At 45.1% G+C, this 21,555-nt stretch carries 20 protein-coding genes, 1 pseudogene and 1 other annotated feature; all 21 genes and pseudogenes read right to left on the minus strand.

Features of this window, described 5'->3' with window-relative positions; genetic code table 11:
• Nucleotides 1-46: 46 nt before the first annotated feature.
• On the minus strand, nucleotides 47-682 hold the full coding sequence (gene pyrE, locus J2S25_RS03665; protein ID WP_044395441.1) for an orotate phosphoribosyltransferase: 636 nt from the start codon (nucleotides 680-682) through the stop codon (nucleotides 47-49).
• Complete coding sequence (gene pyrF, locus J2S25_RS03670; RefSeq protein ID WP_307191235.1) at nucleotides 679-1,395, minus strand: orotidine-5'-phosphate decarboxylase; 717 nt, start codon at nucleotides 1,393-1,395, stop codon at nucleotides 679-681. The genes pyrE and pyrF overlap by 4 nt, the downstream gene beginning before the upstream one ends.
• Nucleotides 1,367-2,308 carry a dihydroorotate dehydrogenase gene (locus tag J2S25_RS03675; RefSeq protein ID WP_044395437.1) on the minus strand — a complete coding sequence of 314 codons (942 nt, stop codon included), beginning with the start codon at nucleotides 2,306-2,308 and terminating at the stop codon, nucleotides 1,367-1,369. Before J2S25_RS03675 ends, pyrF begins: the two co-directional genes overlap by 29 nt.
• Nucleotides 2,305-3,072 carry a dihydroorotate dehydrogenase electron transfer subunit gene (locus J2S25_RS03680; protein ID WP_307191236.1) on the minus strand — a complete coding sequence of 256 codons (768 nt, stop codon included), beginning with the start codon at nucleotides 3,070-3,072 and terminating at the stop codon, nucleotides 2,305-2,307. The genes J2S25_RS03675 and J2S25_RS03680 overlap by 4 nt, the downstream gene beginning before the upstream one ends.
• Nucleotides 3,069-6,281: a carbamoyl-phosphate synthase large subunit gene (carB, locus tag J2S25_RS03685; protein WP_044395434.1), complete on the minus strand. Its 3,213-nt coding sequence runs from the start codon at nucleotides 6,279-6,281 to the stop codon at nucleotides 3,069-3,071. Before carB ends, J2S25_RS03680 begins: the two co-directional genes overlap by 4 nt.
• Nucleotides 6,248-7,365, minus strand: a pseudogene (locus J2S25_RS03690) (carbamoyl phosphate synthase small subunit). Before J2S25_RS03690 ends, carB begins: the two are co-directional and overlap by 34 nt.
• A complete protein-coding gene (pyrC, locus tag J2S25_RS03695) occupies nucleotides 7,362-8,645 on the minus strand; it encodes a dihydroorotase (RefSeq protein WP_044395430.1) in 1,284 nt (427 codons plus the stop codon). Before pyrC ends, J2S25_RS03690 begins: the two are co-directional and overlap by 4 nt.
• The gene (locus J2S25_RS03700; protein ID WP_044395428.1) at nucleotides 8,608-9,552 is read right to left on the minus strand and encodes an aspartate carbamoyltransferase catalytic subunit; all 945 of its coding nucleotides are present in this window, start codon (nucleotides 9,550-9,552) and stop codon (nucleotides 8,608-8,610) included. The genes pyrC and J2S25_RS03700 overlap by 38 nt, the downstream gene beginning before the upstream one ends.
• Nucleotides 9,553-9,725: 173 nt before the next feature.
• Entirely contained in the window at nucleotides 9,726-11,045 is a 1,320-nt protein-coding gene (locus tag J2S25_RS03705) for a solute carrier family 23 protein (RefSeq protein ID WP_307191237.1), read from the minus strand.
• A gap of 144 nt (nucleotides 11,046-11,189) precedes the next feature.
• Nucleotides 11,190-11,732 (minus strand): bifunctional pyr operon transcriptional regulator/uracil phosphoribosyltransferase PyrR, encoded by a 543-nt coding sequence (gene pyrR / locus J2S25_RS03710; RefSeq protein WP_044395425.1) that lies wholly within the window; start codon nucleotides 11,730-11,732, stop codon nucleotides 11,190-11,192.
• A gap of 541 nt (nucleotides 11,733-12,273) precedes the next feature.
• Entirely contained in the window at nucleotides 12,274-13,185 is a 912-nt protein-coding gene (locus J2S25_RS03715) for an RluA family pseudouridine synthase (protein WP_307191238.1), read from the minus strand.
• Nucleotides 13,157-13,648 carry a signal peptidase II gene (gene lspA / locus J2S25_RS03720; RefSeq protein WP_044396306.1) on the minus strand — a complete coding sequence of 164 codons (492 nt, stop codon included), beginning with the start codon at nucleotides 13,646-13,648 and terminating at the stop codon, nucleotides 13,157-13,159. Before lspA ends, J2S25_RS03715 begins: the two co-directional genes overlap by 29 nt.
• A 326-nt stretch (nucleotides 13,649-13,974) precedes the next feature.
• Entirely contained in the window at nucleotides 13,975-14,262 is a 288-nt protein-coding gene (locus tag J2S25_RS03725) for a TraR/DksA family transcriptional regulator (RefSeq protein WP_044396309.1), read from the minus strand.
• 147 nt (nucleotides 14,263-14,409) lie between these two features.
• On the minus strand, nucleotides 14,410-17,169 hold the full coding sequence (ileS, locus tag J2S25_RS03730; RefSeq protein WP_044396312.1) for an isoleucine--tRNA ligase: 2,760 nt from the start codon (nucleotides 17,167-17,169) through the stop codon (nucleotides 14,410-14,412).
• A 78-nt stretch (nucleotides 17,170-17,247) separates the two neighbouring features.
• Nucleotides 17,248-17,490 (minus strand) — a binding site (T-box leader).
• Nucleotides 17,491-17,538: 48 nt separating this feature from the next.
• On the minus strand, nucleotides 17,539-18,060 hold the full coding sequence (locus tag J2S25_RS03735; protein ID WP_044396315.1) for a DivIVA domain-containing protein: 522 nt from the start codon (nucleotides 18,058-18,060) through the stop codon (nucleotides 17,539-17,541).
• A gap of 87 nt (nucleotides 18,061-18,147) precedes the next feature.
• On the minus strand, nucleotides 18,148-18,921 hold the full coding sequence (locus tag J2S25_RS03740) for a YlmH family RNA-binding protein (RefSeq protein WP_044396317.1): 774 nt from the start codon (nucleotides 18,919-18,921) through the stop codon (nucleotides 18,148-18,150).
• Nucleotides 18,922-18,987: 66 nt separating this feature from the next.
• Nucleotides 18,988-19,248, minus strand: a complete 261-nt coding sequence (locus J2S25_RS03745; protein WP_044396319.1) for a YggT family protein — start codon at nucleotides 19,246-19,248, stop codon at nucleotides 18,988-18,990.
• 5 nt (nucleotides 19,249-19,253) lie between these two features.
• Entirely contained in the window at nucleotides 19,254-19,694 is a 441-nt protein-coding gene (locus tag J2S25_RS03750; RefSeq protein WP_044396321.1) for a cell division protein SepF, read from the minus strand.
• Between the two features lies 1 nt (nucleotide 19,695).
• On the minus strand, nucleotides 19,696-20,382 hold the full coding sequence (locus J2S25_RS03755) for a YggS family pyridoxal phosphate-dependent enzyme (RefSeq protein ID WP_044396324.1): 687 nt from the start codon (nucleotides 20,380-20,382) through the stop codon (nucleotides 19,696-19,698).
• Entirely contained in the window at nucleotides 20,382-21,212 is an 831-nt protein-coding gene (pgeF, locus tag J2S25_RS03760) for a peptidoglycan editing factor PgeF (RefSeq protein ID WP_044396327.1), read from the minus strand. Before pgeF ends, J2S25_RS03755 begins: the two co-directional genes overlap by 1 nt.
• A 67-nt stretch (nucleotides 21,213-21,279) precedes the next feature.
• Complete coding sequence (locus J2S25_RS03765) at nucleotides 21,280-21,552, minus strand: YlmC/YmxH family sporulation protein (RefSeq protein WP_044396329.1); 273 nt, start codon at nucleotides 21,550-21,552, stop codon at nucleotides 21,280-21,282.
• Nucleotides 21,553-21,555: the final 3 nt, after the last annotated feature.

Genomic DNA, 21,555 nt, shown 5'->3' on the forward strand with positions numbered 1-21,555 from the left:
AAAGAGACCCTGCAGCCCTAGCAGGGTCTCTTCTTTTTTGCGAGGATCAGAAGTTTTTAGCTGTTGCCCAGTCAGTTGGATTCTGTTTCCATTCTTCCAGACTACTAAGGTTCTCCTTGGTAATCAATCCTTTTTGTTCCGCTATTTTTGCCAGTGTACTAAAGTCAGTCAAAGAGTGCGCTTCTATATTGGCCGATTTCAGCTGATGCTCTCCTTTTGCCAGTTCGTATGTAAAAATAGAGACTACACCAAGTACCTGACAGCCTGCGTTCCGCAATGCCTGGACGGCTTCGATAACGCTGCCGCCAGTTGAAATCAAATCCTCTACAACCACGACTTTTTGGCCCTCCATCACCTTGCCTTCAATCTGATTGCCTTTTCCATGTCCCTTTGCTTTTGAACGCACATAACACATTGGAAGATCCATCTGTTCACTTACCCAGGCAGCGTGCGGGATGCCAGCTGTAGCTGTACCGGCAACCATCTCTGTCTCTGGGAAATGCTGCTCGATGAGATCCGTCAATCCTTTAGCAACTTTTCTGCGGACAGCTGGATAAGAAAGGGTCAGTCTGTTGTCACAGTAGATCGGAGATTTCAGACCAGACGACCAGGTAAATGGGTTATCTGGCTGCAAGCTTACTGCCTCTATTTCAAGCAAAGATTCTGCTATTTCTTTTCTCATAATCTGACACCCTTCCAATCATTTTTGATTTTCAGATAGCTCTCAAGTGGATTAGCAGCATGGGTGATCGGCCTGCCAACGACAATTGCCGAGATTCCTTGTTCTCTGGCGAACGCAGGGGTTGCGGTCCGTTTCTGGTCCTGCATTTCGCTTTCCAGCGGACGGATTCCTGGTGTCACGGTATGGAATTCCGATCCTAATCGGTGATGAATCATCCCGGCTTCCAAAGGAGAACAGACAACACCATCCAATCCGGACCGTTTGGCTAATTCCGCATAATTCAACACAGATTCCTGTAAGGAACCAGTGATGAATTGTTCTGATTTGGCCTGGGCTTCAGATGTACTTGTCAGCTGTGTTACTGCAATACAATCAGGACGCTTAAGACCGGATGGTGTGCCTGCATCCAAACCCTCGAGCGCCGCTGTCATCATCTCCGAGCCTCCAGCAGCATGGACATTAACAAGATCACAACCAAAACTCGCTAGCACCTTCATTGCCCTTTTCACTGTATTTGGAATATCATGAAGCTTCAAATCAAGGAAAATTTTATGATCCTGCTTTTTTAACGCCTCGATGATGGACGGCCCTTCGGAATAAAACAGCTCCATGCCAACCTTGACAAAAAGTTGTTCGCTTTCGAATGCTTCAAGGAAATTCAGCACCTGGCCTTTGTTTGGAAAATCAAGGGCGATAATAAGCGAGTCTTTCATTCTTCTTCCAGCTCCTTCCCGTTAACTCGGAAATATGATCTACCCCAAGCTTAGCGAGGACTTCGGGCAATTCTTGAATGATTTTCGGGCAAATGAAGGGATCAACGAAATTCTGAGTCCCAACTGCCGTTGCGCTTGCTCCGGCAAGGAAAAATTCGACTACGTCCTCGGCTGACTGGATGCCTCCCATGCCGATGATCGGGATCGAAACTTGCTGGCTTACTTCATAGATCATTCTGATGGCTACTGGTTTGACAGAAGGACCAGATAACCCGCCCGTTTTATTTGCAAGAATGGGCTGTCCTGTTGCCAAGTCTAATCTCATTCCAAGCAATGTGTTGATCATCGTCAGTCCGTCTGCTCCGCCATTTTCCACTGCCTTCGCAATACTTACGATGTCGGTCACATTAGGGGAGAGCTTCACATATACAGGCACTTCTGACACTTCTTTCACCTTTTTTGTCAGCCCCTTTGCCATTTCCGGATCCGTACCAAAAGCGATTCCGCCAGTTTTGACATTGGGACAGGAAATATTCAGTTCAAGCGCGCTTACATTCGGCGCCTTTGAGAGTTGTTCTGCGACTGTGACGTAATCATTCTCAGTAGAACCAGCGATGTTTGCAATAATTGGTACATTGAATTGGTCAAGCCAAGGAAGCTCCTCATTGAACACTTTTTTGAGACCAGGGTTTTGCAGGCCAATGGCATTCAGCATCCCGCCTGGAGTTTCCGCAACCCTGGGAGTGGGGTTTCCGAAGCGCGGTTCGGGAGTAGTGGCTTTAATCATGATGGCGCCAAGCAAGCTCAGGTCGTAAAATTGGCTGAACTCCCTTCCGAATCCGAAGCAGCCTGAAGCAGGCATGACTGGATTTTTCAACTTAAGTCCAGGCAGTTCGATCGATAGTGCACTCATATGACCACCTCCCCTGCTTTAAATACAGGTCCGTCGCTGCAAACCTTTTTATAGGAAAATCCTTTTGGATCAGCTTTCGTGTGGCAAACACAGGCGAAGCATGCGCCGATGCCGCAGCCCATCCGTTCCTCGAGCGACAGATAGGTTTTCGCCGCATAGTTCCCATTCTCGATGGCTCTTAGCATAGGAGTCGGACCACAAGCGTAAATAATGTCTGCTTCAAGGTCGTTAAGAATGGCTGTTATAAACCCTTTCTGACCGTATGATCCATCAACCGTTGCTACATATACTTCGCCAAATTCCCCTAGTTCCTGTTCGTAAAAAATATCCTTTGCTGATTGAAAACCGATGACGCTGATGACCTTCACTCCGTTTTTGACCAACTGTTTGGCCAGCTCGTACATCGGCGGGACTCCAACCCCTCCTCCAACAAGAATCGCAGTTTCTCCTGGCTTTGTCTCCAGGACCGGAAATCCATTGCCAAGCGGGCCTAGGACATCAACGGACATCCCGGGGATTTTTTCGGCAAGCAGCGCAGTGCCTCTTCCCTGCCATCTAAAAAGGATCGTGAATGTCCCTTCATTAATGGAAGCAATGCTGATCGGCCGGCGCAAAAGCGGATCAAATCCTCCGCCAGTTTTTACATGGACAAACTGACCTGGCTGCCCCATTTCTGCGGAAATTCCACCGCTGAGCACTAGTTCAAAGATGTTGTCAGCAATTTGCCTGTTGCTGACAACTTTGCAAATTTCCTGCTTGATCATAAGAGGACACCTTCTTTGGCTCGGTCCATCGGCTTTAAAGACTCTGCTGAGAATGTCATCGATTCAATCACTCCTAAGATCGCTTTCGCTGTATCCAGTGAAGTCAGGCATGGTACGCCATTTTCAACCGATTCACGACGGATCCTGAAGCCGTCTCGTTCTGGCTGTTTTCCTTTTGTTAGTGTATTGATTACTATCTGGGCTTCGCCTTTACGGATAACATCAATCAGGTTATCGCCAGGAGAACCAATTTTGCCGACTGTTTTGACTTTGATTCCGTTAGTTTGCAAGTATTGGGCCGTGCCTTCGGTAGCCATCAGCTGATACCCAATACTAGAGAACCTTCTTGCTAACGCCAGCGCCTCTTCTTTATCCTTATCCGCCACTGTCAGCAGCAAATTTCCGAACTTCTTGAATTTCATTCCAGCAGCGATCATGCCTTTATATAGCGCCTTTTCCAGCGTTGTATCCTTACCCATTACTTCCCCTGTTGATTTCATTTCAGGGCCTAACGTAATGTCCACCCTGCGCAGTTTTTCAAAGGAGAATACTGGTACTTTGACAAAAACACCCTCTTGCTCACGTAAAAGTCCCGTTTGATATCCCTGGTCTTCCAAACTCTGTCCGAGGATAACTTTTGTTGCAATTTTAGCCATCGGCACATTCGTGATCTTGCTCAGGAATGGCACCGTCCTGCTTGAACGCGGATTGACTTCGAGAACAAAAACGTCTTCATTTGTGATAACATACTGGATATTCAGCAAGCCTATGATGTTCAATCCCCTAGCAAGGTCAATTGTATAGGAAACTAGCTTTTGTTTTACTTCTTCACTTAGGCTTTGCGGCGGATAGACGCCAATTGAATCACCTGAATGGACACCGGCTCTTTCGATATGTTCCATGATCCCTGGAATGAACACATTTTTGCCATCGGAAATCGCATCAACTTCTACTTCTTTACCGGTCAAGTATCGATCAATCAATACCGGAAAATCCGGATTAATTTTTACTGCATTTTTCACATAGTAAAGCAGCTCTTCTTCTTTATAGACGATTTCCATTGCTCTGCCGCCGAGAACATAGGATGGGCGGACGAGGACTGGGTAACCAATATCCGTTGCAATTACAGCGGCTTCTTCGGCTGATTTTGCCGTACTTCCTTTTGGCAGCGGAATGTCCAGGTCCGATAGAGCATGTTCGAATTTATTTCTATCCTCGGCACGGTCAAGGTCCTCAAGGCTTGTGCCAAGAATTTTCACCCCTCTTTCCACTAGTTTCGAAGCTAGATTAATAGCAGTCTGACCCCCGAATTGAACGACAGCGCCAATTGGTTTCTCCAGGTTCACGATGTTCATGACGTCTTCCATTGTTAGTGGTTCGAAGTACAATTTATCAGAGATGCTAAAATCAGTAGAGACCGTTTCCGGGTTATTATTGATGATGATTGCTTCATAGCCTGCCTCTTTGATGGCTTTGACAGAGTGAACGGTAGCATAGTCGAATTCGATTCCCTGACCGATCCTGATTGGGCCTGAACCAAGTACGATCACGCTTGGCTTTTCCGTCACAATCGACTCGTTCTCTTCTTCATAGGTGCCGTAAAAGTATGGCGTTTCAGATTCGAATTCTGCTGCACATGTGTCGACCATTTTGAAGACAGGAATCAGCTTATTCGCAATCCGCCATTGATAAACTTCTTTTTCTGTCACATTCCACAGTTCGGCGATGACCTGATCTGCAAAACCTTTTTGTTTTGCAGCCCTGGCTGTTTTAAGCTCGAATGGCTTTGCTGCCAGCTCCTTCTCGAAAGCTTTTATCCCCGCTAATTTATAAAGGAAGAATAAATCAATTTTACTCCAGCTGTGCAGCGTTTCGATGGGGATTCCTCTTTGAATTGCTTCGGCAAGATAAAACAAGCGCTCGTCCCCGGCTTTGCGAATCCTTTTTTCAAGCAAATCATCATCGATTTCCGCTTTATTATTCAGTGAAAGATGGATGACATCTGCTTCAAGTGAACGGATTGCTTTTAGCAAAGACTCTTCAAAGTTTCTGCCAATGGCCATTATTTCTCCGGTGGCTTTCATTTGCGTCCCAAGCGTCCGATTGGCAGATTCAAATTTATCAAATGGCCAGCGCGGAATTTTAGTCACGACATAATCCAGTGTTGGTTCAAAGCAGGCATATGTACTGCCTGTGACCGGATTCAGCATTTCATCAAGGGTCAGTCCGACCGCAATTTTGGCTGCAAGTTTGGCGATTGGATAGCCAGTCGCTTTTGAAGCTAGAGCGGAAGAACGGCTGACACGTGGATTCACCTCGATAACATAGTAATGAAAGCTGTCCGGATCAAGCGCCAGCTGTACATTGCAGCCTCCTTCAATCTTGAGTGCTCGGATGATTTTCAAGCTGGCATTCCTAAGCAGCTGGTATTCTCTGTCACTCAATGTCTGGCTAGGCGCCACGACGATGGAATCTCCTGTATGGACGCCGACCGGGTCGAAGTTTTCCATATTACAGACCACAATTGCATTATCATTGCTGTCTCGCATCACTTCATATTCTATTTCTTTAAATCCGGCGATACTCTTTTCCAGCAGGCATTGCCCGACAGGACTGTTTTTGATGCCGCTAGTCACGATTTCAATCAATTCTTTTTCATTGCTGCAGATTCCGCCGCCGGTTCCTCCCATTGTAAAAGCAGGGCGAACAATAACCGGGTAGCCGATCTGTTCCACAAACACATACGCCTCTTCAAGGCTATGGATGATTTCACTGTCGGGAACCGGCTGCCCCAACTCGTTCATCAAGCTCCTGAACAGCTCCCTGTCCTCCGCCTGGTTGATCGCTTCTAGTTTCGTTCCGAGAATTTGAACTCCGCATTCTTCCAGGACGCCTGCATTTGCCAATTCAACAGCCAGGTTCAAACCAGTCTGTCCGCCAAGGGTCGGTAGAATTGCATCTGGTTGCTCCTTGCGAATGATTCTTGATACAAACTCCAGTGTAAGGGGTTCGATATATACTACATCGGCGATTTCCGTATCCGTCATGATGGTCGCCGGATTGGAATTGACTAGGATAACCTTGTAGCCCTCCTCCCGCAATGCGATGCATGCTTGAGTTCCAGCATAATCGAATTCCGCGGCCTGCCCAATGATGATCGGTCCTGAACCTATAACTAAAATGCTGTGTACATCTTTACGCTTTGGCATCTGCGACAACCTCCTGTTTTTCTGCTTCAACCATCTCGATAAATTGATCGAACAATTCATTTGCATCTTCTGGACCTGGCGATGCCTCCGGGTGATACTGCACCGTGAATGCCGCCACCTTTTTATGGGAAAGGCCTTCGATTGTACCATCGTTTAAGGCAATATGGGTGATCTCCAAGTCGGTTGCTATTACTGACTCTTCTTTTACCGTATATCCGTGATTTTGGGCTGTGATCGCAATCCTCCCTGTCCGTAAGTCCTTCACCGGATGGTTGGAACCCCGGTGACCAAATTTCATCTTCTCAGTATTGGCTCCGCAAGCAAGTGCGAATAGCTGATGACCAAGACAAATGCCAAACAGCGGCAACCTGCCAAGCAATTCGCGGATCATTTCGATTGCTTCCGGAACGTCCTTTGGGTCGCCAGGTCCGTTTGAAAGCATGATGCCATCCGGACTGAGACTAAGAATTTCTTCAGCAGTCGTATTGTATGGAACGACAATCACATCGCAGTTACGGTTATTCAGTTCTCTTAATATCCCGTGCTTCAGCCCAAAATCAACTAGTACAACTCTATTGCCGCGGCCAGGGCTAGGGTAGGCTGTCTTGGTTGATACTTGTCTCACCTGGTCATTTGGAAGATTTTCCTTTTTCAGTTTTGCGACCATCTCCTCGGCATTTTCCTCCAGGCCGCAAATCATGCCTTTCAATGTTCCGTGCTGGCGGATAATTTTTGTCAGTTTCCTCGTATCGATTCCGGCAATTCCAGGAATATTTTTCATTTTAAGATAATCATCCAGGGGCATTTCGGATCGCCAGTTGGAAGGATAGTCAGTATGTTCTTTGACTACCAATCCTTGAATTGCAGGTGTGATCGATTCAAAGTCATCCCTATTGATTCCGTAGTTGCCAATCAAAGGATAGGTCAAGGTCACGATTTGGCCGCAGTAGGATGGATCAGACAAGATTTCCTGATAGCCGGTCATCCCGGTATTGAAAACCACCTCACCTGTAGTTTGTGCATCGCTGCCAAAGCCTTCTCCTACAAACACCGTTCCATCTTCCAATATGAGCTGCTTCTTCATACCTTACCAACTCCCTTTTCCCAGATTATTTTCCCTTTCGCAATCGTCATAACCGGCCAACCTTTGCAGTTCCAGCCAGCAAACGGCGTGTTCCTTCCTTTTGATAAAAATTCATCTGGATTGATTTCCTCTTCTTGATTTAAGTCAATCAACACGATATCTGCAAGCGCACCTGGCTTCAATTCTCCATATGGGAGCCCGAATGCTTTTGCAGGCTTGATGGTAAAAAAGTCAACGAGTTCCTTTAGGGTGAGCATCTTTTTTTCAACAAGATTGGTATATAATAGCGGGAAAGCAGTCTCAAGCCCAACAATTCCAAATGGCGCCAGTTCGATTCCCTCTGCTTTTTCCTGCCTTGTATGTGGCGCGTGATCTGTCGCAATGAAATCGATCGTGCCATCAAGCAGCCCTTCCATTAAAGCCTCTTGATCTTCTTTGCTCCGGAGCGGAGGGTTCATCTTATAATTCGCATCGTTTCCTAGTATGTCGTCTTCACATAAAAGCAAATGATGCGGTGTTACTTCAGCGGTCACTTTAATGCCGTATTTCTTCGCATCCCTGACAGCCCTGACGGATTCTTTCGTACTGATATGGCAGACATGGTAGTGGCAGCCTGCCTCTTCAGCAAGAAGGATGTCCCTTGCAATATGTACTGACTCACAAACAGACGGGATTCCATTAATTCCTAGTTCTTCCGCTTTCTTCCCCTCGTGGAGCGAGCCTTTATTGATCAATGTATTGTCTTCGCAATGAGCAACGATCGCTATGTCCAATTTCGCTGCCTTTTTCATCGCTTTCAGCATCATTCCCGCTGATTGAACGCCTACGCCATCATCAGTCAGGGCGAAAGCTCCTGCTTCCTTCAATTCCGCAAAATCGGTTAACTCCTGTCCAAGTTCGCGAACGGTGATGGACGCATAGGGCAGGACCCTTATGGAAGCCGTTTCCTGAATTCTTTCCTGCAGCCATTCCATTTGGGCCTTTGAGTCAGGGACAGGTCTTGTATTAGGCATGGCAGCCACTGTAGTAAAACCACCCTTTGCTGCAGCAAGCGTCCCTGTAGCAATCGTTTCTTTCTTTTCTCCACCAGGCTCACGCAGGTGGACATGCAGATCAATCAGCCCTGGTGCCACCAGCTTTCCTTCTGCTTCAATAATTTGCTCAGCATCGGAGGAGAGTTGAGGGCCAATCTTTGAGATTTTTCCATTCTCTATGAAAATATCCACTGTTTCAAATCCGTTTTCAGTAAGCAGTTTGCCATTTTTGATTAGCATGGACATGCTCAATTCCCCCATTCTTGTTTTGAAGTGCTTTTTTTAGCACTGCCATTCTTATATACACGCCATTTTCCATTTGCTTAAAGATCCTCGACCTTGAACACTCCACTAGTTCATTTGCAATCTCCACTCCGCGATTGACCGGTGCAGGATGGAGAATGATACTGTCTTTTTTCATCAATTTTTCCCGCCCGGCGGTTAATCCGAATTGTTGGTGATAAGCTTCCTTTTCGAAAAGAACTTTTCCATCATGGCGTTCATGCTGGACACGCAACAGCATTACAACGTCTGCTTCGCGGACAGCGTCATCCACTTCCATATACTCGCATCCTTCAGGAAGTTCAGGTAAGTTGATCCAGCTATCAGGACCGGAGAAAATGACCTTTGCCCCGAGCCTGGTAAGTGCATCGGCGTTTGATCTTGCCACCCGGCTGTGGAGGATATCGCCAATGATCGCTACTTTGATTCCCGTGAACCTGGAAAACTCCTGATGGATGGTCATCAAGTCCAGTAGGGATTGCGTTGGATGATGCCCCCTTCCGTCCCCAGCATTGATGATTGGAATGGATATTCCTTTATGAAGCTCGGAAAAGTAATTGTCCGCACTATGTCTGATTACTACTGCATCTGTTCCAATTGCCTCGAGGGTCCTGACAGTGTCATACAATGTCTCGCCTTTTAAGACACTTGATGTCTGCATCTCGAAGGGAATAACCTCGAGACCTAACTTTCGTTCTGCCACTTCAAAACTTGATTTCGTCCGTGTGCTAGGCTCGAAAAACAAATTGCTGATAAAAACCTTTCCTTTCGGCTGCCATGTCTCCCCAATAGCAAATCCTGTCGCACTTTCAAGAATTTCATGAATTTCATCCACGCTCAATTTTGATGTTGTCAGCAGCTCCCATTTCATGATCAGTCCGCCTCCTTTTATGTAGAAAAAAACACCCTGTCTGTTCAACAGGGTGCTTTGCATGAACTTGCCGGCATAAATCCGCTGTGTGCGTGAATTTATGTGCATGTTGAATAAGCCGGTTCGCCCATAACACCCTTTTTAGCCTCTCTGGACTTTTTTAAAAGGTGAAACTATGCTACATCGTTCTTTTCTTCAGTTTTTTTTTTCGTTTCCTCTTCAAACATGTCTTCTTCTATATTTGGGCGTCCAGGAAGGATTATGTTCAGAACGACACCGATGATTGCTGCTAAGGCCATACCCTGGATCTGAAACTGCTCTGATACCTTAATGAATGCTCCGCCAATCCCGATGACCAGGATGACTGAAGAGATGACGAGATTGCGCGTATTGCCAAAGTCGATTTTGCTGTCTACCAGCATTCTTAAACCGGACGATGCAATAATTCCGAATAACAGGATCGATACGCCACCCATTACTGGTGTAGGAATCGAGCTGATTAAAGCAGTGATTTTCCCGATGAATCCGAACACTGTAGCGATGATGGCAGCACCCAGCAGGACGTAAACACTGTATACTCTAGTGATTGCCAGCACTCCGATGTTTTCACCGTAAGTTGTTTTAGGCGGTCCGCCGATCAAGCCGGAAATCATCGTCGCCATACCATCGCCCATAATCGAACGGTGCAGGCCAGGTTCTTTAATATAGTCCCTGCCGACTATCTTGCTCAGGACAAGCTGATGGCCGATGTGTTCAGATAAAGTAACGATTGCTACCGGTACCATTAAAAGTGCGATTTCCATTGTTACTTTCACTTTGTAGTCAACGAATGGGAGGATGAAGTCAGGCAACTCGAACCATCCGGCTTTTTGGACTACTGAGAAGTCTACGATTCCAATTACCAAGGAGTATACATAACCGACGATTATCCCTGCTAAGATCGGCACCATGCTCATCATCCCTTTTCCATAAATCGAGAAGATGATTGTTGCTGCAAGTGTGACGAGAGCAGCAGAGAAGTGAAGCAGACTATACTCGGTCGTTCCAGGAACATTCATCGCCATGCTGACTGCTGTACCCGCAAGCGAAAGTCCAATGACAATGATAACTGGTCCAACAACGACAGGAGGCAATAATCTCATGATCCAGCGATAGCCCGCTTTTTTAATAATCAGCGCGACCGTTCCGTAGACGAGGCCGGCCAGGAAGGTGCCGATCATTGCTGCACCAGGGCCGCCGCCTGCTTTTGCTGCAATGACAGGTGCGATGAAGGCGAAGGATGAACCAAGGTAAGCAGGTACCTGGAATTTTGTGATGATCAGGAAAGCAATTGTTCCTAGACCGCTTGAAATCAATGCGATTGCAGGGCTTAAGCCGACCAGGTATGGAACTAGGATGGTTGCGCCAAACATGGCGAATAAGTGCTGAAGGCTTAGTGTGAACCATTGGAATGGTGATGGGATATCTTTAATATCTAGAATTGGTTTGCTCATTTTTATTCCCCTCTCTTTTTAAAAAACAAAAACCCTCTTTGCCAGATGTTGCAAAGAGGGTTTGGGCAAAAAAAGCCCCCACAAAGCGATCGCTTTGTGTTCCCCCTTCTCAGCCTCTCTGGACTGCTTTTAAAAGGGCATTATTTATTTATCAAAAATGCTTACTCGTTCTTCCTTGTCTACTTCTTGCAGTTCGACAACAATTTTTTCAGAGCTTGACGTCGGAATGTTCTTGCCTACAAAATCTGCTCTGATTGGAAGCTCCCGATGTCCTCTGTCAACGAGGACTGCAAGCTGAATTGTTGCCGGGCGCCCGATATCAATTAGGGCATCCATCGCAGCTCGGACAGTACGCCCGGTGTAGAGGACATCGTCTACGAGAATCACTTTTTTATTCAAAATGTCGACTGGGATATCCGAACCCTTTACCTCCGGTTCCTGGTCACCCGTCTTTTTTGTTAGGTCATCACGATACAAGGTGATGTCAAGGACTCCTACGGGCATTTCAGCACCTTCAATTTCCCGGATCCGCTCGGCCAGTCTTTTGGCGATAAAAATCCCTCTCGTGCGGATTCCGACGAGCACACAGTCTTCGATTCCTTTGTTTCTTTCGATGATTTCATGGGCAATCCTCGTCAATGCTCTGCGGATTCCTTGATGATCGAGCACAACCGCTTTTTCTGTCATTTGTTTTCACTCCTTCTCTGTCTGTGGTTTGAAAACGGACTTACTAGAAAAGCGCAAGCACCTTGGTCAGCCCCGATAAGCGCTGCCCGCCGATAACGCCACGTCCTGTGGCTGGCGGGTCTAGCACGTCCTGTGCCTCGGAGGGCCGACCGGTGAAGTCGTTCTTTGACTTCATTGGGCGGACCGAAACCGAAAAGTAGAGCCGACTGCCCAGAAACGCAGAAACTGGAGACTCCAACGGAAGAAGCGCTTTTTGCTTCAGCCGGTGGAGTTGAAGTTTCGGAGTTTCTAGGAGGCGACAGACACTAGACAAGCATCTCGAGGGGCTAGGCGCTGGAGCTGGACAATTCTCGAAGTGTCTTTTTTATACTTTCTTATTCAAAAAACCCTCCTGCCTGTTTGGCAAGAGGGTAAACGGGTAGAGTCAATTACAACAAGGCAAACGCAATGCCTTTGTTGATCCGTTTCCTTCTCAGCCTCACGGGACTGTCTTAAAGGACTGATTAAACTATAGTTATCTTAAGACACATGTAGAACTTTGTCAATCATTTTCTCTTAAAGTCTGTACAAGGTCTATAAAATAATCAGGCATTGGCGCTTCAAATTCGAGATACTCTCCGGTTCTCGGGTGATCGAAACCAAGCAAGCCTGCATGCAATGCCTGGCCGCCAATATCAAGTGTCTTTTTAGGTCCGTATTTCGTGTCACCTACAAGCGGAAAACCAATATACTTCATGTGCACCCGGATCTGGTGTGTCCTCCCTGTTTCGAGCTGGCACTCAACTAAGGTAAAATCCTTGAAGCGTTCGAGTACATTAAAATGCGTGACAGCATGCTTACCTTTATCGACGATCGTCATGCTCTGGCGGTCCTTAGAATCACGTCCAATCGGAGCGTCAATTGTGCCATGGTCATGCTGAATATTGCCGTGGACAAGGGCCTTATATTTCCGGGTTACCGTTTTTGCGACAAGCTGATTTACCAAGCTTTCATGGGCCATGTCGTTTTTAGCCACCATCAATAGGCCTGAAGTATCCTTATCGATCCGATGAACAATGCCCGGACGCAATACTCCGTTAATCCCGGATAGGTCTTTGCAGTGAGCCATCAACCCATTCACAAGTGTTCCTGTCAGATGTCCGGGTGCAGGATGAACTACCATTCCTTTAGGCTTGTTCACAACCAGCACGTCAGGATCCTCATAAAAAATCTCGAGGTTCATCTCTTCAGGGATGACATCCAGTATCTCAGGTTCAGGAATAATGATTTCGATGCTATCATTCAAACTGCCTTTATAATTCGTTTTCACCTGTGTTCCATTAACTAAGACGCTGCCATCCTTGATCCATTGCTGAACCTGGCTTCTTGACCACTCAGGATCAAGCGTCGAAATGATCTTATCTATTCTGTCACCAGCCTGTTCTTCACGGATGATGTGTACCATTTTCTCCATAAGCTTTTCTTTTCGCCTCTCTCTCTTCCCAAATCATATCGACCATTAGCAAACCCACTCCAATGACAAGGGCGGAATCCGCGATATTAAAAATTGGGAAATCGTAACCAAAAATATAAGTATTGATGAAATCAACCACTTCTTTCCGGTATACCCTGTCAATAAAATTCCCGATTGCCCCGCCAAGCATAAATCCAAGCGATACTCCTAGCAGCCGCTTCCCTTTAGCCGCTTTTTGAATATAAATGACGAGGCCAACAACCACTGCAATCGTGATGAGATAAAAGAACCACATTTGTCCCTGCAGGATTCCCCATGCAGCACCACGGTTACGGTGAGAAGTAATATATAAGAAATTATCAATGACCTTTATGCTCTCTCCAAGCTCCATAGTTTTTACTATCAACCATTTAGTAAGCTGATCAAGCATAATAACAAACAGCGCAATTATGTAATAAAACACAAAGGTACCTCCATATCATCATATATACCTTTGCATTTTAGCACATAAAAGAGTAAAACGACAGATTTTATAAGCTTAATGCTGTTAATGACATTGAAAGATGGTTAAAATCAGCACGATTTTCACAGAAAGGAACTGTGAAAATTATTTATTGGCGAAAAAATATTTTTATTGGCGATTTCCGATGTTTTATTCGCGAAAAATTTATTTTATTGGCGATAATGAGGCAGTTATTGGCGAAAATCAATTTTTATTGGCGACTTGGAAATTATAAGCGATTTTTTCCAGGACAATTTGGCGATGTGTTCTTCTTCACCAGCGACAACTCACGAATATATCGGTTTTCGGCCGTATTGTTCAATTTGGTGTATATCACTTACAGATTTAGCAGTTGGGATTGTCTGCAAAAAATCGTACGGAAGATATTCTCCGGATATTTCACATTTTCCATATTCACCATTTTCGACTTTTTCCAATGCTGCTTCGATATCTCGAAGTTCATCTTGAATATACAGCAAAATTCTTTTATCTCTATTCCCATTGTTCAGGTACGTTAACAATTCAGATCTCGTTTCGCGGAGCTCATTGTAAATAGTATAAAGATTACCGTCCATACATCTGCCCCCGTTCCTGTTTACAGCTATTATTTCCACAGGCATGAAGCTGACTCAACTTAACTTTTTACATGAACTGCAGGATTTCCCAAGCAGAATGATTATTGGCAAAAAAACTCCGGGTTCAAAACCCGGAGTAGGCATTATTTAGTAATTTTCTTTCACTACAGTTGCACAGCGATCGCAAAGGGTTGGATGTTCTTCCACCTTGCCCACTTCTGGCGTGACAATCCAGCATCTTTCACAAGTTTCCCCTTCAGCCTTTGTTACAACGATGGCTGCTTTTTCCAGCTTGATCGCATTATCAGGAGCCTGGTCATAGCTGCCGGCAATTTCAAAGCCTGAAACAATGAACAGTTGGCTTAAGTTTTCAGAGATGGAGTCAAGAAGCTCTTTTGTGCTGTCGTTGACATACAAAGAAACTTTCGCAGTTAATGATTTTCCGATCACTTTTTCGTTTCTTGCTGCTTCAAGTGCTTTCAGAACATCGTCCCGAAGCTTCATGAATGCATTCCACTTTTTCTCCAGTTCTTTTGCATTGGCAATTTCTTTAGCTTCAGGCATATCCGTAAGCTGGACACTGTCTTCCTTCACTGATGGGATAAACGCCCAAACTTCATCAGCAGTATGAGAAAGGATTGGTGCAGTCAGCTTTACTAAAGCAAGCAAGCTTTCATGCAGAACCGTCTGGATAGCACGGCGCTCAGCATTATCTGCTGCTTCGATATACAGGACATCTTTTGCAAAATCAAGATAAAAGGCACTCAAGTCAAGTGTACAGAAGTTATTGACCGCATGGTATACTCCTGCGAATTCATAGTGATCATAAGCATTACGTACATAGTTGATTAACTTGTTCAGTTTGACAAGCATGAACTGGTCAACTTCTCTCAACTGTTCGAATGGAATAGCATCCGTTTCAGGATTGAAGTCTGACAGGTTGCCAAGCAAGAATCTGAACGTATTGCGGATTTTGCGATATACTTCAGCAACTTGTTTAAGGATCGCATCAGATACACGTACATCTGATTGATAGTCAACCGATGCAACCCATAACCGAAGGATATCAGCACCTAACTGGTTCATGACCTTGGCCGGAACAACAACATTTCCGATTGATTTACTCATCTTGCGGCCCTCGCCATCTAAAGCAAAACCATGGCTGAGTACTCCTTTATATGGCGCCTTGCCTGTTACGGCAACTGCTGTTGATAAAGAAGAGTTAAACCAGCCGCGGTATTGGTCAGATCCTTCAAGGTAGAGGTCTGCTGGACGCTGAAGATCATCGCGTTCTACAAGCACTGCCTGGTGAGAAGATCCGGAATCGAACCAAACATCCATGATGTCCGTTTCTTTTGTAAATTGACCGTTCGGACTTCCAGGGTGGCTGAAGCCTTCTGGAAGCAATTCTTTCGCTTCTTTTTCAAACCAGATGTTTGAGCCATGTTCACGGAACAAATTTGATACATGCTCAATCGTTTCATCTGTGATGATTTCTTGCCCATCTTCAGCGTAGAAAACAGGGATAGGAACTCCCCAAGCACGCTGGCGAGATATACACCAGTCACCGCGATCACGGACCATATTGAACAATCTCGTTTCGCCCCATGCCGGAACCCATTTTGTTTCTTCGACAGCTTTTAGCAACTCGCCACGGAAATCTTTAATGGACGCAAACCATTGGGCTGTTGCGCGGAAAATAATCGGTTTTTTTGTTCTCCAGTCATGTGGATAAGAGTGTGTGATGAAGTTAAGCTTCAGCAACGCACCAACTTCCTCCAGTTTTTCCGTGATTGCCTTATTAGCCTGGTCATAGAACAAACCTTCAAATCCTTCTGCCTCGGCCGTCATTACACCCTTATCATCGACAGGGCATAAAACTTCAAGACCATATTTCTGGCCGACATAGAAGTCATCTTCCCCGTGTCCCGGCGCAGTGTGCACACAACCTGTACCGGCATCCGTCGTAACATGATCTCCAAGCATAACAAGCGAATCACGGCCATATAATGGATGTTTTGCAAGAATGCCCTCAAGCTCCTTGCCAGCAACTTTCTTGACTGCAGAAACAGTTTCCCAGCCAATTTCCTTGGAAACACTCTCAAGCAGCCCTTCTGCAACCAGATATTTCTTCTTATTTGCTTCCACTACCACATAAGTAAGGTCAGGGTGTACAGAAATACCAAGGTTTGCTGGAATAGTCCACGGTGTGGTTGTCCAGATAATAATTTCTACATCCTGGTCCAGAATACCCTTACCGTCTTTTACTGGGAAAGCAACATAAATGGAAGCTGAACGTTTATCCTGATATTCGATTTCTGCTTCAGCAAGCGCAGATTCACTGGATGGTGACCAATAAACCGGCTTTTTCCCTTTGTAGATATACCCTTTTTTGGCCATCTCACCGAACACCTTAATCTGCTGTGCCTCATATTCTGGTTTCAGTGTGATATAAGGATTTTCCCAGTCGCCTCTGACGCCAAGACGCTTAAACTGCTCTCGTTGATTGTGAATTTGCTCATATGCATACTCTTCACAAAGCTTCCTGAATTCAGCGACAGTCATTTCCTTGCGTTTGACTCCCTTGTTGGTCAGGGCCTGCTCAATCGGCAAACCATGTGTATCCCATCCAGGAACATACGGTGAACAAAAACCGCTCATTGACTTGTAGCGAACGATAAAGTCTTTTAAGATTTTATTCAATGCATGGCCCATATGGATATCGCCATTTGCATATGGAGGTCCATCATGCAGGATGAACAGCGGGCGGCCTTCTGTATGCTTCTGGACTTTTTCGTAAATTTTCATTTCTTCCCATTTTGCCTGAATTTCCGGTTCCCGGTTTGGAAGGTTCCCGCGCATTGGAAACTCGGTATTCGGCATGAGCAAAGTGTCTTTGTATTCCATTCCATTGATCCTCCTAATTTTCCCGTTGCATCCATGAAAATAACGATTCCGGAAAATAAAAAAACCTTCCCATCCCTGGAAAGGGACGAGAAGGTTTTTATTCCCGCGGTACCACCCTAAATAGACAAGAAGTGTTAATCCTGCCCTCTTAGCATTCTTAACGCGAATGTCACGCCTGTACTTACTGATCCTGTTTGGATGTTCAGTTCGGAACTATCGGGTGATTTTCTGGCAATCCGCTTGCAATGGGCTTCCACCTTCCCCATTTCGCTGAAAAAGCAAGCTGCTAGAACGCCATACTGTCCCTGTCATCGTTTCTGTCATGTAATGCACTTTGTTATGAATTATATGCGAAATAGCGTACTTGCGTCAAGCCAGTGAATCTTCTTCTTCTCTTGCAGCGGACTTCAATTCAGTTGAATCCAATTCATATTCCAGCAGGTGATCCCAATCATCGGTAGTAAGCATGTCGAGCTGCGCTTCAATCAGCATCTTAAATCTTGTCCTGAATACTTTGGACTGCTTCTTTAATTCTTCAATTTCCAAGGCGATTTTTCTTGCTTTGGATAAGGATTCGTTAATGATTCTGTCAGCGTTCTTTTCCGCTTCCTTGACGATCAGCTTCGCTTCCTTTAGCGCATTGCGGCGGACTTCTTCTCCTGCTTCCTGCGCGATGACAATGGATTTATTCAAGGTTTCTTCTATATTTGTGAAATGGCCAAGCCTTGAATTCAGTTCACTCATCTTTTCTTCAAGTTCTTTTTTCTCTCGGATGATAATTTCATAGTCCTTGATCACCTGGTCAAGAAACTCATTTACTTCATCTTCATCATATCCGCGAAATCCCTTATTAAATTCTTTGTTGTGTATATCTAACGGCGTTAAAGGCATTACGCCACCTCCCATTTCATTTCATCCTATGTACTTAAAGCTATGATTCGACAAAAACGCTGAAAACCCTTCTTCCTTACTATATAATTATTTTTTTCTTCCGGCAATAACCCGATATTTATCTTTTTTTGTTTTCCCTTCGACCGTAATGATTTTCGCGCGCCCATACCCACGTGCAGAGAGGACGTCTCCTTCACCGCATTCAAAAGCTGTATTTTCGATAGCTGTCCAATTGACTTTCACTTGCCCATGCTGGATCAAAAGCTGGGATTTTTGCCGGGAAAGATTAAAGATACCAGACAAGACTGTGTCTAGTCTTAAAGATGAAACAGTCGTGCTCATTTCATTCCATTCATCATCGATCGTCACAGCATTTTCCAGCGAAAGCTCCGTCAAGCGGATGGAAGCTCTGCCAATCGATTCAAGCTGCAGTCTAATATAGTCGGCGATTTCAGAAACAGCAAAAAATTGAACGGTATCTCCATCAATCAAGATATCGCCAAATTTTCCCCGCTTCAGACCTAGGGACATCAAGCTTCCGAGTACTTGTCGATGTTCGATGTTCACGAACTTACTAGGGTACTCGATGCCAAACAGCTTAAGTTGGAAATCCTCTTCGTTTACTGCCAAATACGCCGGAAACAGAAATGCCCGTTTTCTCTCCGTACCTGAAGCCCCGCCAAACAATTCCCATTTCACATCAGGATGCTTTCCGATGACGGTTTTTAAAATTTGCTGTTCCCGCGGATCCAGGAAATCAGTCAACTTAGGAGCATAATTTTGCTCAACGTATTCTTTCCAGTTAATCACCTGGTCGATAAATTCCCGTTCCTCAGGACGGAAATGCTGGTAAATACTCATATGGCACTCCTTTAATAGAAAAATAAGCAGGGCCTAAAATCAGACCCTGCCGATAAATCGATGATATTAAAACCACGTGGCCAGCTGGTATAAGCCGCTAATGGCAAATCGCAATACGAGGAATGCCACAATTGGCGAAATGTCAATCATGCCGATAGAAGGCACAATTCGACGAAACGGCTCCAGGAATGGCTCGCAAATTCGCGCTAAAAATTGACCGATTGCTGTTTCCCTAGCATTAGGGAACCATGACATGAAAATATAAATTATCAAAGCCCATTGATAAATCCCTATTAGTTGGGCGATTAATCCAATTACTATATTCATTAACCCTACCACCTCGACTCTTGGTTATCCCGTTCTTGCATCAGCTCAGAAATATTCCCTGACACTTCCACATTATCCGGGGTACATAAAAAGATATTCATGCCAATCCGCTGGATATCTCCGCTGATGGCGTACACGGTCCCGCTTAAAAAATCCACAATCCTTCTCGCCTGGTCTTGTTCAATACGCTGAAGGTTCACGACGACAGCCCGGCGATTTTTTAAATGGTCAGCGATTTCCTGTGCTTCGGCATACATCCTTGGTTCCATAAGGATCACCTTAGATGCTTTTTGCACGCTTTGAAGGCTTACTACATTCTGTTTTTGCTGGACAGCCTGCTTGTTAGGCTTGAAGGGCTCCGTTTCTTCCTCGAGCATTTCCTCATCTTTATAGTCATATTCATCTTCCAGGAAAAAAAATGTCTTTATTTTTGATTTTAAACTCATATTACTGCACCTCCGATTCATTGCCTACTAGGGCTGTACCAATTCGCACCATAGTGGACCCCTCTTCAACCGCTATTTTAAAATCATTAGACATCCCCATGGACAATTCATGACAAGGTGCATAATCCAGTTCAAGCTGCTGGACCTCTGCCCGAAGAGTTTTCAGTTTCCTGAAGCAATCCTTGATTATTTGTTCATCTTCAGTTAAGGGGGCCATCGTCATCAAACCGCTGACCTCGATATGAGGATATTGTTTCAATGCTTGAATAAAGCCTGTGACATCTTCGGGATCTAGGCCATGCTTGCTCTCTTCCCTAGAAGCATTCACCTGGATGAGACATTTTACCTTTGAATTGGCTCGCTTATTTATTTCTTTTGCCAGCGACAGCCTGTCCAGTGAATGGATATATGTAACATGATCGATGATGTTCTTTACTTTTCTTGTTTGCAAAGTCCCAATAAAGTGCCAGATGGGCTTGTCCCGCAGATGACTGATTTTATCGAGCAATCCTTCCTCTCTGTTTTCACCGAGATGGATTACCCCCGCATCGATCGCTTGCTGTGCCCTTTCTGGGGAAACATATTTCGTTACTGCAATAATTTTCACCTCGTCACAACTTCGGCCCGAAGCCTTGCAGGCATTTGCTATTTGATCCTGGATAACCTCCAGATTTTTTGCGACATTCATTATGGACGGCTGTCCTCCTTCCACCCGATATATGCGATCATGCGGCCTGCATTTCCCTTATCCCTTCTGTGGGAATAAAAATGCTCGCTATGACAGCTGGTACAGTATTCGGTTGTTTCAATATTCTCGTCTTTGATTCCGGCCTTCACTAAAATATCGCGGTTTAATTCTTGTAAATCGAGAGAATATTGTCCTTCACTAATTTGATTATATGGCAATTTCTCGACACCATCTAGTCTATTTTTTACTAAATTGATAACTCTCTCATCAACAATATAACATTTTTTGCATATTGATGGGCCAATAATGACCAAAATTTTGTCCGAATTCGCCCCATTTTGTTTAAATTTGCTAATCATCTCTGCTGCAATGCCGTGGACGGTACCTTTCCATCCAGCATGAGCAATGCCAATCATTTTCGTTTCTGGTTCTATAAAATACAAAGGTACGCAATCCGCAAAACAAAGTGTCAGCAGAATGCCTCGCTGTAACGTCAAAAAACCATCCGTGGCCAGGAACGAGGAGCGATAATCGCTGGAGCCTTTTCCTTGGTCCGCTTTGTCGATTTTTGCAATCTGGATGCCATGTGTTTGTTCAGCGCCAACCCAGCTAGGAAGGGGAAAATCAATCTTATTCGCCAATAGCAGGCGATTTTCGCAAACGGAGGACGGATCATCCCCCACATGGAAAGCAAAATTCAACCCTGAAAAAGCCTGCAGCTGGCTCACTCCACCATTTTTTGTCGTAAACCCAGCCTCAAGTCCAGGAAATCGTTCCATCCATTCTTTTAAAATAAAAAACTCCGGGTTTTTTAAGATGAATGGCTCCATATCTTTATCCCTCACATGTTTTTGTCTAGTTTACCACACACATGCCGCAATCAACAGTGTTATGATACTACTCTTCCCGATCGTCGTGCTGCAGACCTTCGCCGCTGTCCTTATAGCGGACCAAAATAACATCTTCCCCAATTTTCAGGATATTCCTCCATGGAATGACAACCTCATCGTCCTTCCCGAAGAAACCTAGTACTTTGCCAGCACTCCCAATGACGACTGCCTCAATTTTACCGGTAGTTAAATTAATTTCATAATCTTCAATGTTCCCAAGCCTTTTCCCATCGGATACATTGACGACATCTTTGACTTGAAACTCGGTAACCTTTACCATTTA

This window comes from Mesobacillus stamsii (genome assembly GCF_030814065.1).
Lineage (GTDB): Bacteria > Bacillota > Bacilli > Bacillales > Cytobacillaceae > Mesobacillus > Mesobacillus stamsii.

What these genes read in the sequence shown, in the direction of transcription:
- J2S25_RS03725 (WP_044396309.1), bottom strand. Translation starts at nt 14,262, where the DNA reads ATGGACGGTAATCTTTATACTATTTACAATGAGCTCCGCGAAACGAGA.
- J2S25_RS03755 (WP_044396324.1), bottom strand. Translation starts at nt 20,382, where the DNA reads ATGAATGTCGCAAAAAATCTGGAGGTTATCCAGGATCAAATAGCAAAT.
- J2S25_RS03765 (WP_044396329.1), bottom strand. Translation starts at nt 21,552, where the DNA reads ATGGTAAAGGTTACCGAGTTTCAAGTCAAAGATGTCGTCAATGTATCC.
- carB (WP_044395434.1), bottom strand. Translation starts at nt 6,281, where the DNA reads ATGCCAAAGCGTAAAGATGTACACAGCATTTTAGTTATAGGTTCAGGA.
- pyrF (WP_307191235.1), bottom strand. Translation starts at nt 1,395, where the DNA reads ATGAAAGACTCGCTTATTATCGCCCTTGATTTTCCAAACAAAGGCCAG.
- pyrE (WP_044395441.1), bottom strand. Translation starts at nt 682, where the DNA reads ATGAGAAAAGAAATAGCAGAATCTTTGCTTGAAATAGAGGCAGTAAGC.
- pyrC (WP_044395430.1), bottom strand. Translation starts at nt 8,645, where the DNA reads ATGTCCATGCTAATCAAAAATGGCAAACTGCTTACTGAAAACGGATTT.
- pgeF (WP_044396327.1), bottom strand. Translation starts at nt 21,212, where the DNA reads ATGGAGCCATTCATCTTAAAAAACCCGGAGTTTTTTATTTTAAAAGAA.
- J2S25_RS03735 (WP_044396315.1), bottom strand. Translation starts at nt 18,060, where the DNA reads ATGCCTTTAACGCCGTTAGATATACACAACAAAGAATTTAATAAGGGA.
- J2S25_RS03715 (WP_307191238.1), bottom strand. Translation starts at nt 13,185, where the DNA reads ATGGAGAAAATGGTACACATCATCCGTGAAGAACAGGCTGGTGACAGA.
- J2S25_RS03750 (WP_044396321.1), bottom strand. Translation starts at nt 19,694, where the DNA reads ATGAGTTTAAAATCAAAAATAAAGACATTTTTTTTCCTGGAAGATGAA.
- ileS (WP_044396312.1), bottom strand. Translation starts at nt 17,169, where the DNA reads ATGGAATACAAAGACACTTTGCTCATGCCGAATACCGAGTTTCCAATG.
- J2S25_RS03740 (WP_044396317.1), bottom strand. Translation starts at nt 18,921, where the DNA reads ATGAGTATTTACCAGCATTTCCGTCCTGAGGAACGGGAATTTATCGAC.
- J2S25_RS03705 (WP_307191237.1), bottom strand. Translation starts at nt 11,045, where the DNA reads ATGAGCAAACCAATTCTAGATATTAAAGATATCCCATCACCATTCCAA.
- J2S25_RS03680 (WP_307191236.1), bottom strand. Translation starts at nt 3,072, where the DNA reads ATGATCAAGCAGGAAATTTGCAAAGTTGTCAGCAACAGGCAAATTGCT.
- J2S25_RS03700 (WP_044395428.1), bottom strand. Translation starts at nt 9,552, where the DNA reads ATGAAATGGGAGCTGCTGACAACATCAAAATTGAGCGTGGATGAAATT.
- pyrR (WP_044395425.1), bottom strand. Translation starts at nt 11,732, where the DNA reads ATGACAGAAAAAGCGGTTGTGCTCGATCATCAAGGAATCCGCAGAGCA.
- J2S25_RS03675 (WP_044395437.1), bottom strand. Translation starts at nt 2,308, where the DNA reads ATGAGTGCACTATCGATCGAACTGCCTGGACTTAAGTTGAAAAATCCA.
- J2S25_RS03745 (WP_044396319.1), bottom strand. Translation starts at nt 19,248, where the DNA reads ATGAATATAGTAATTGGATTAATCGCCCAACTAATAGGGATTTATCAA.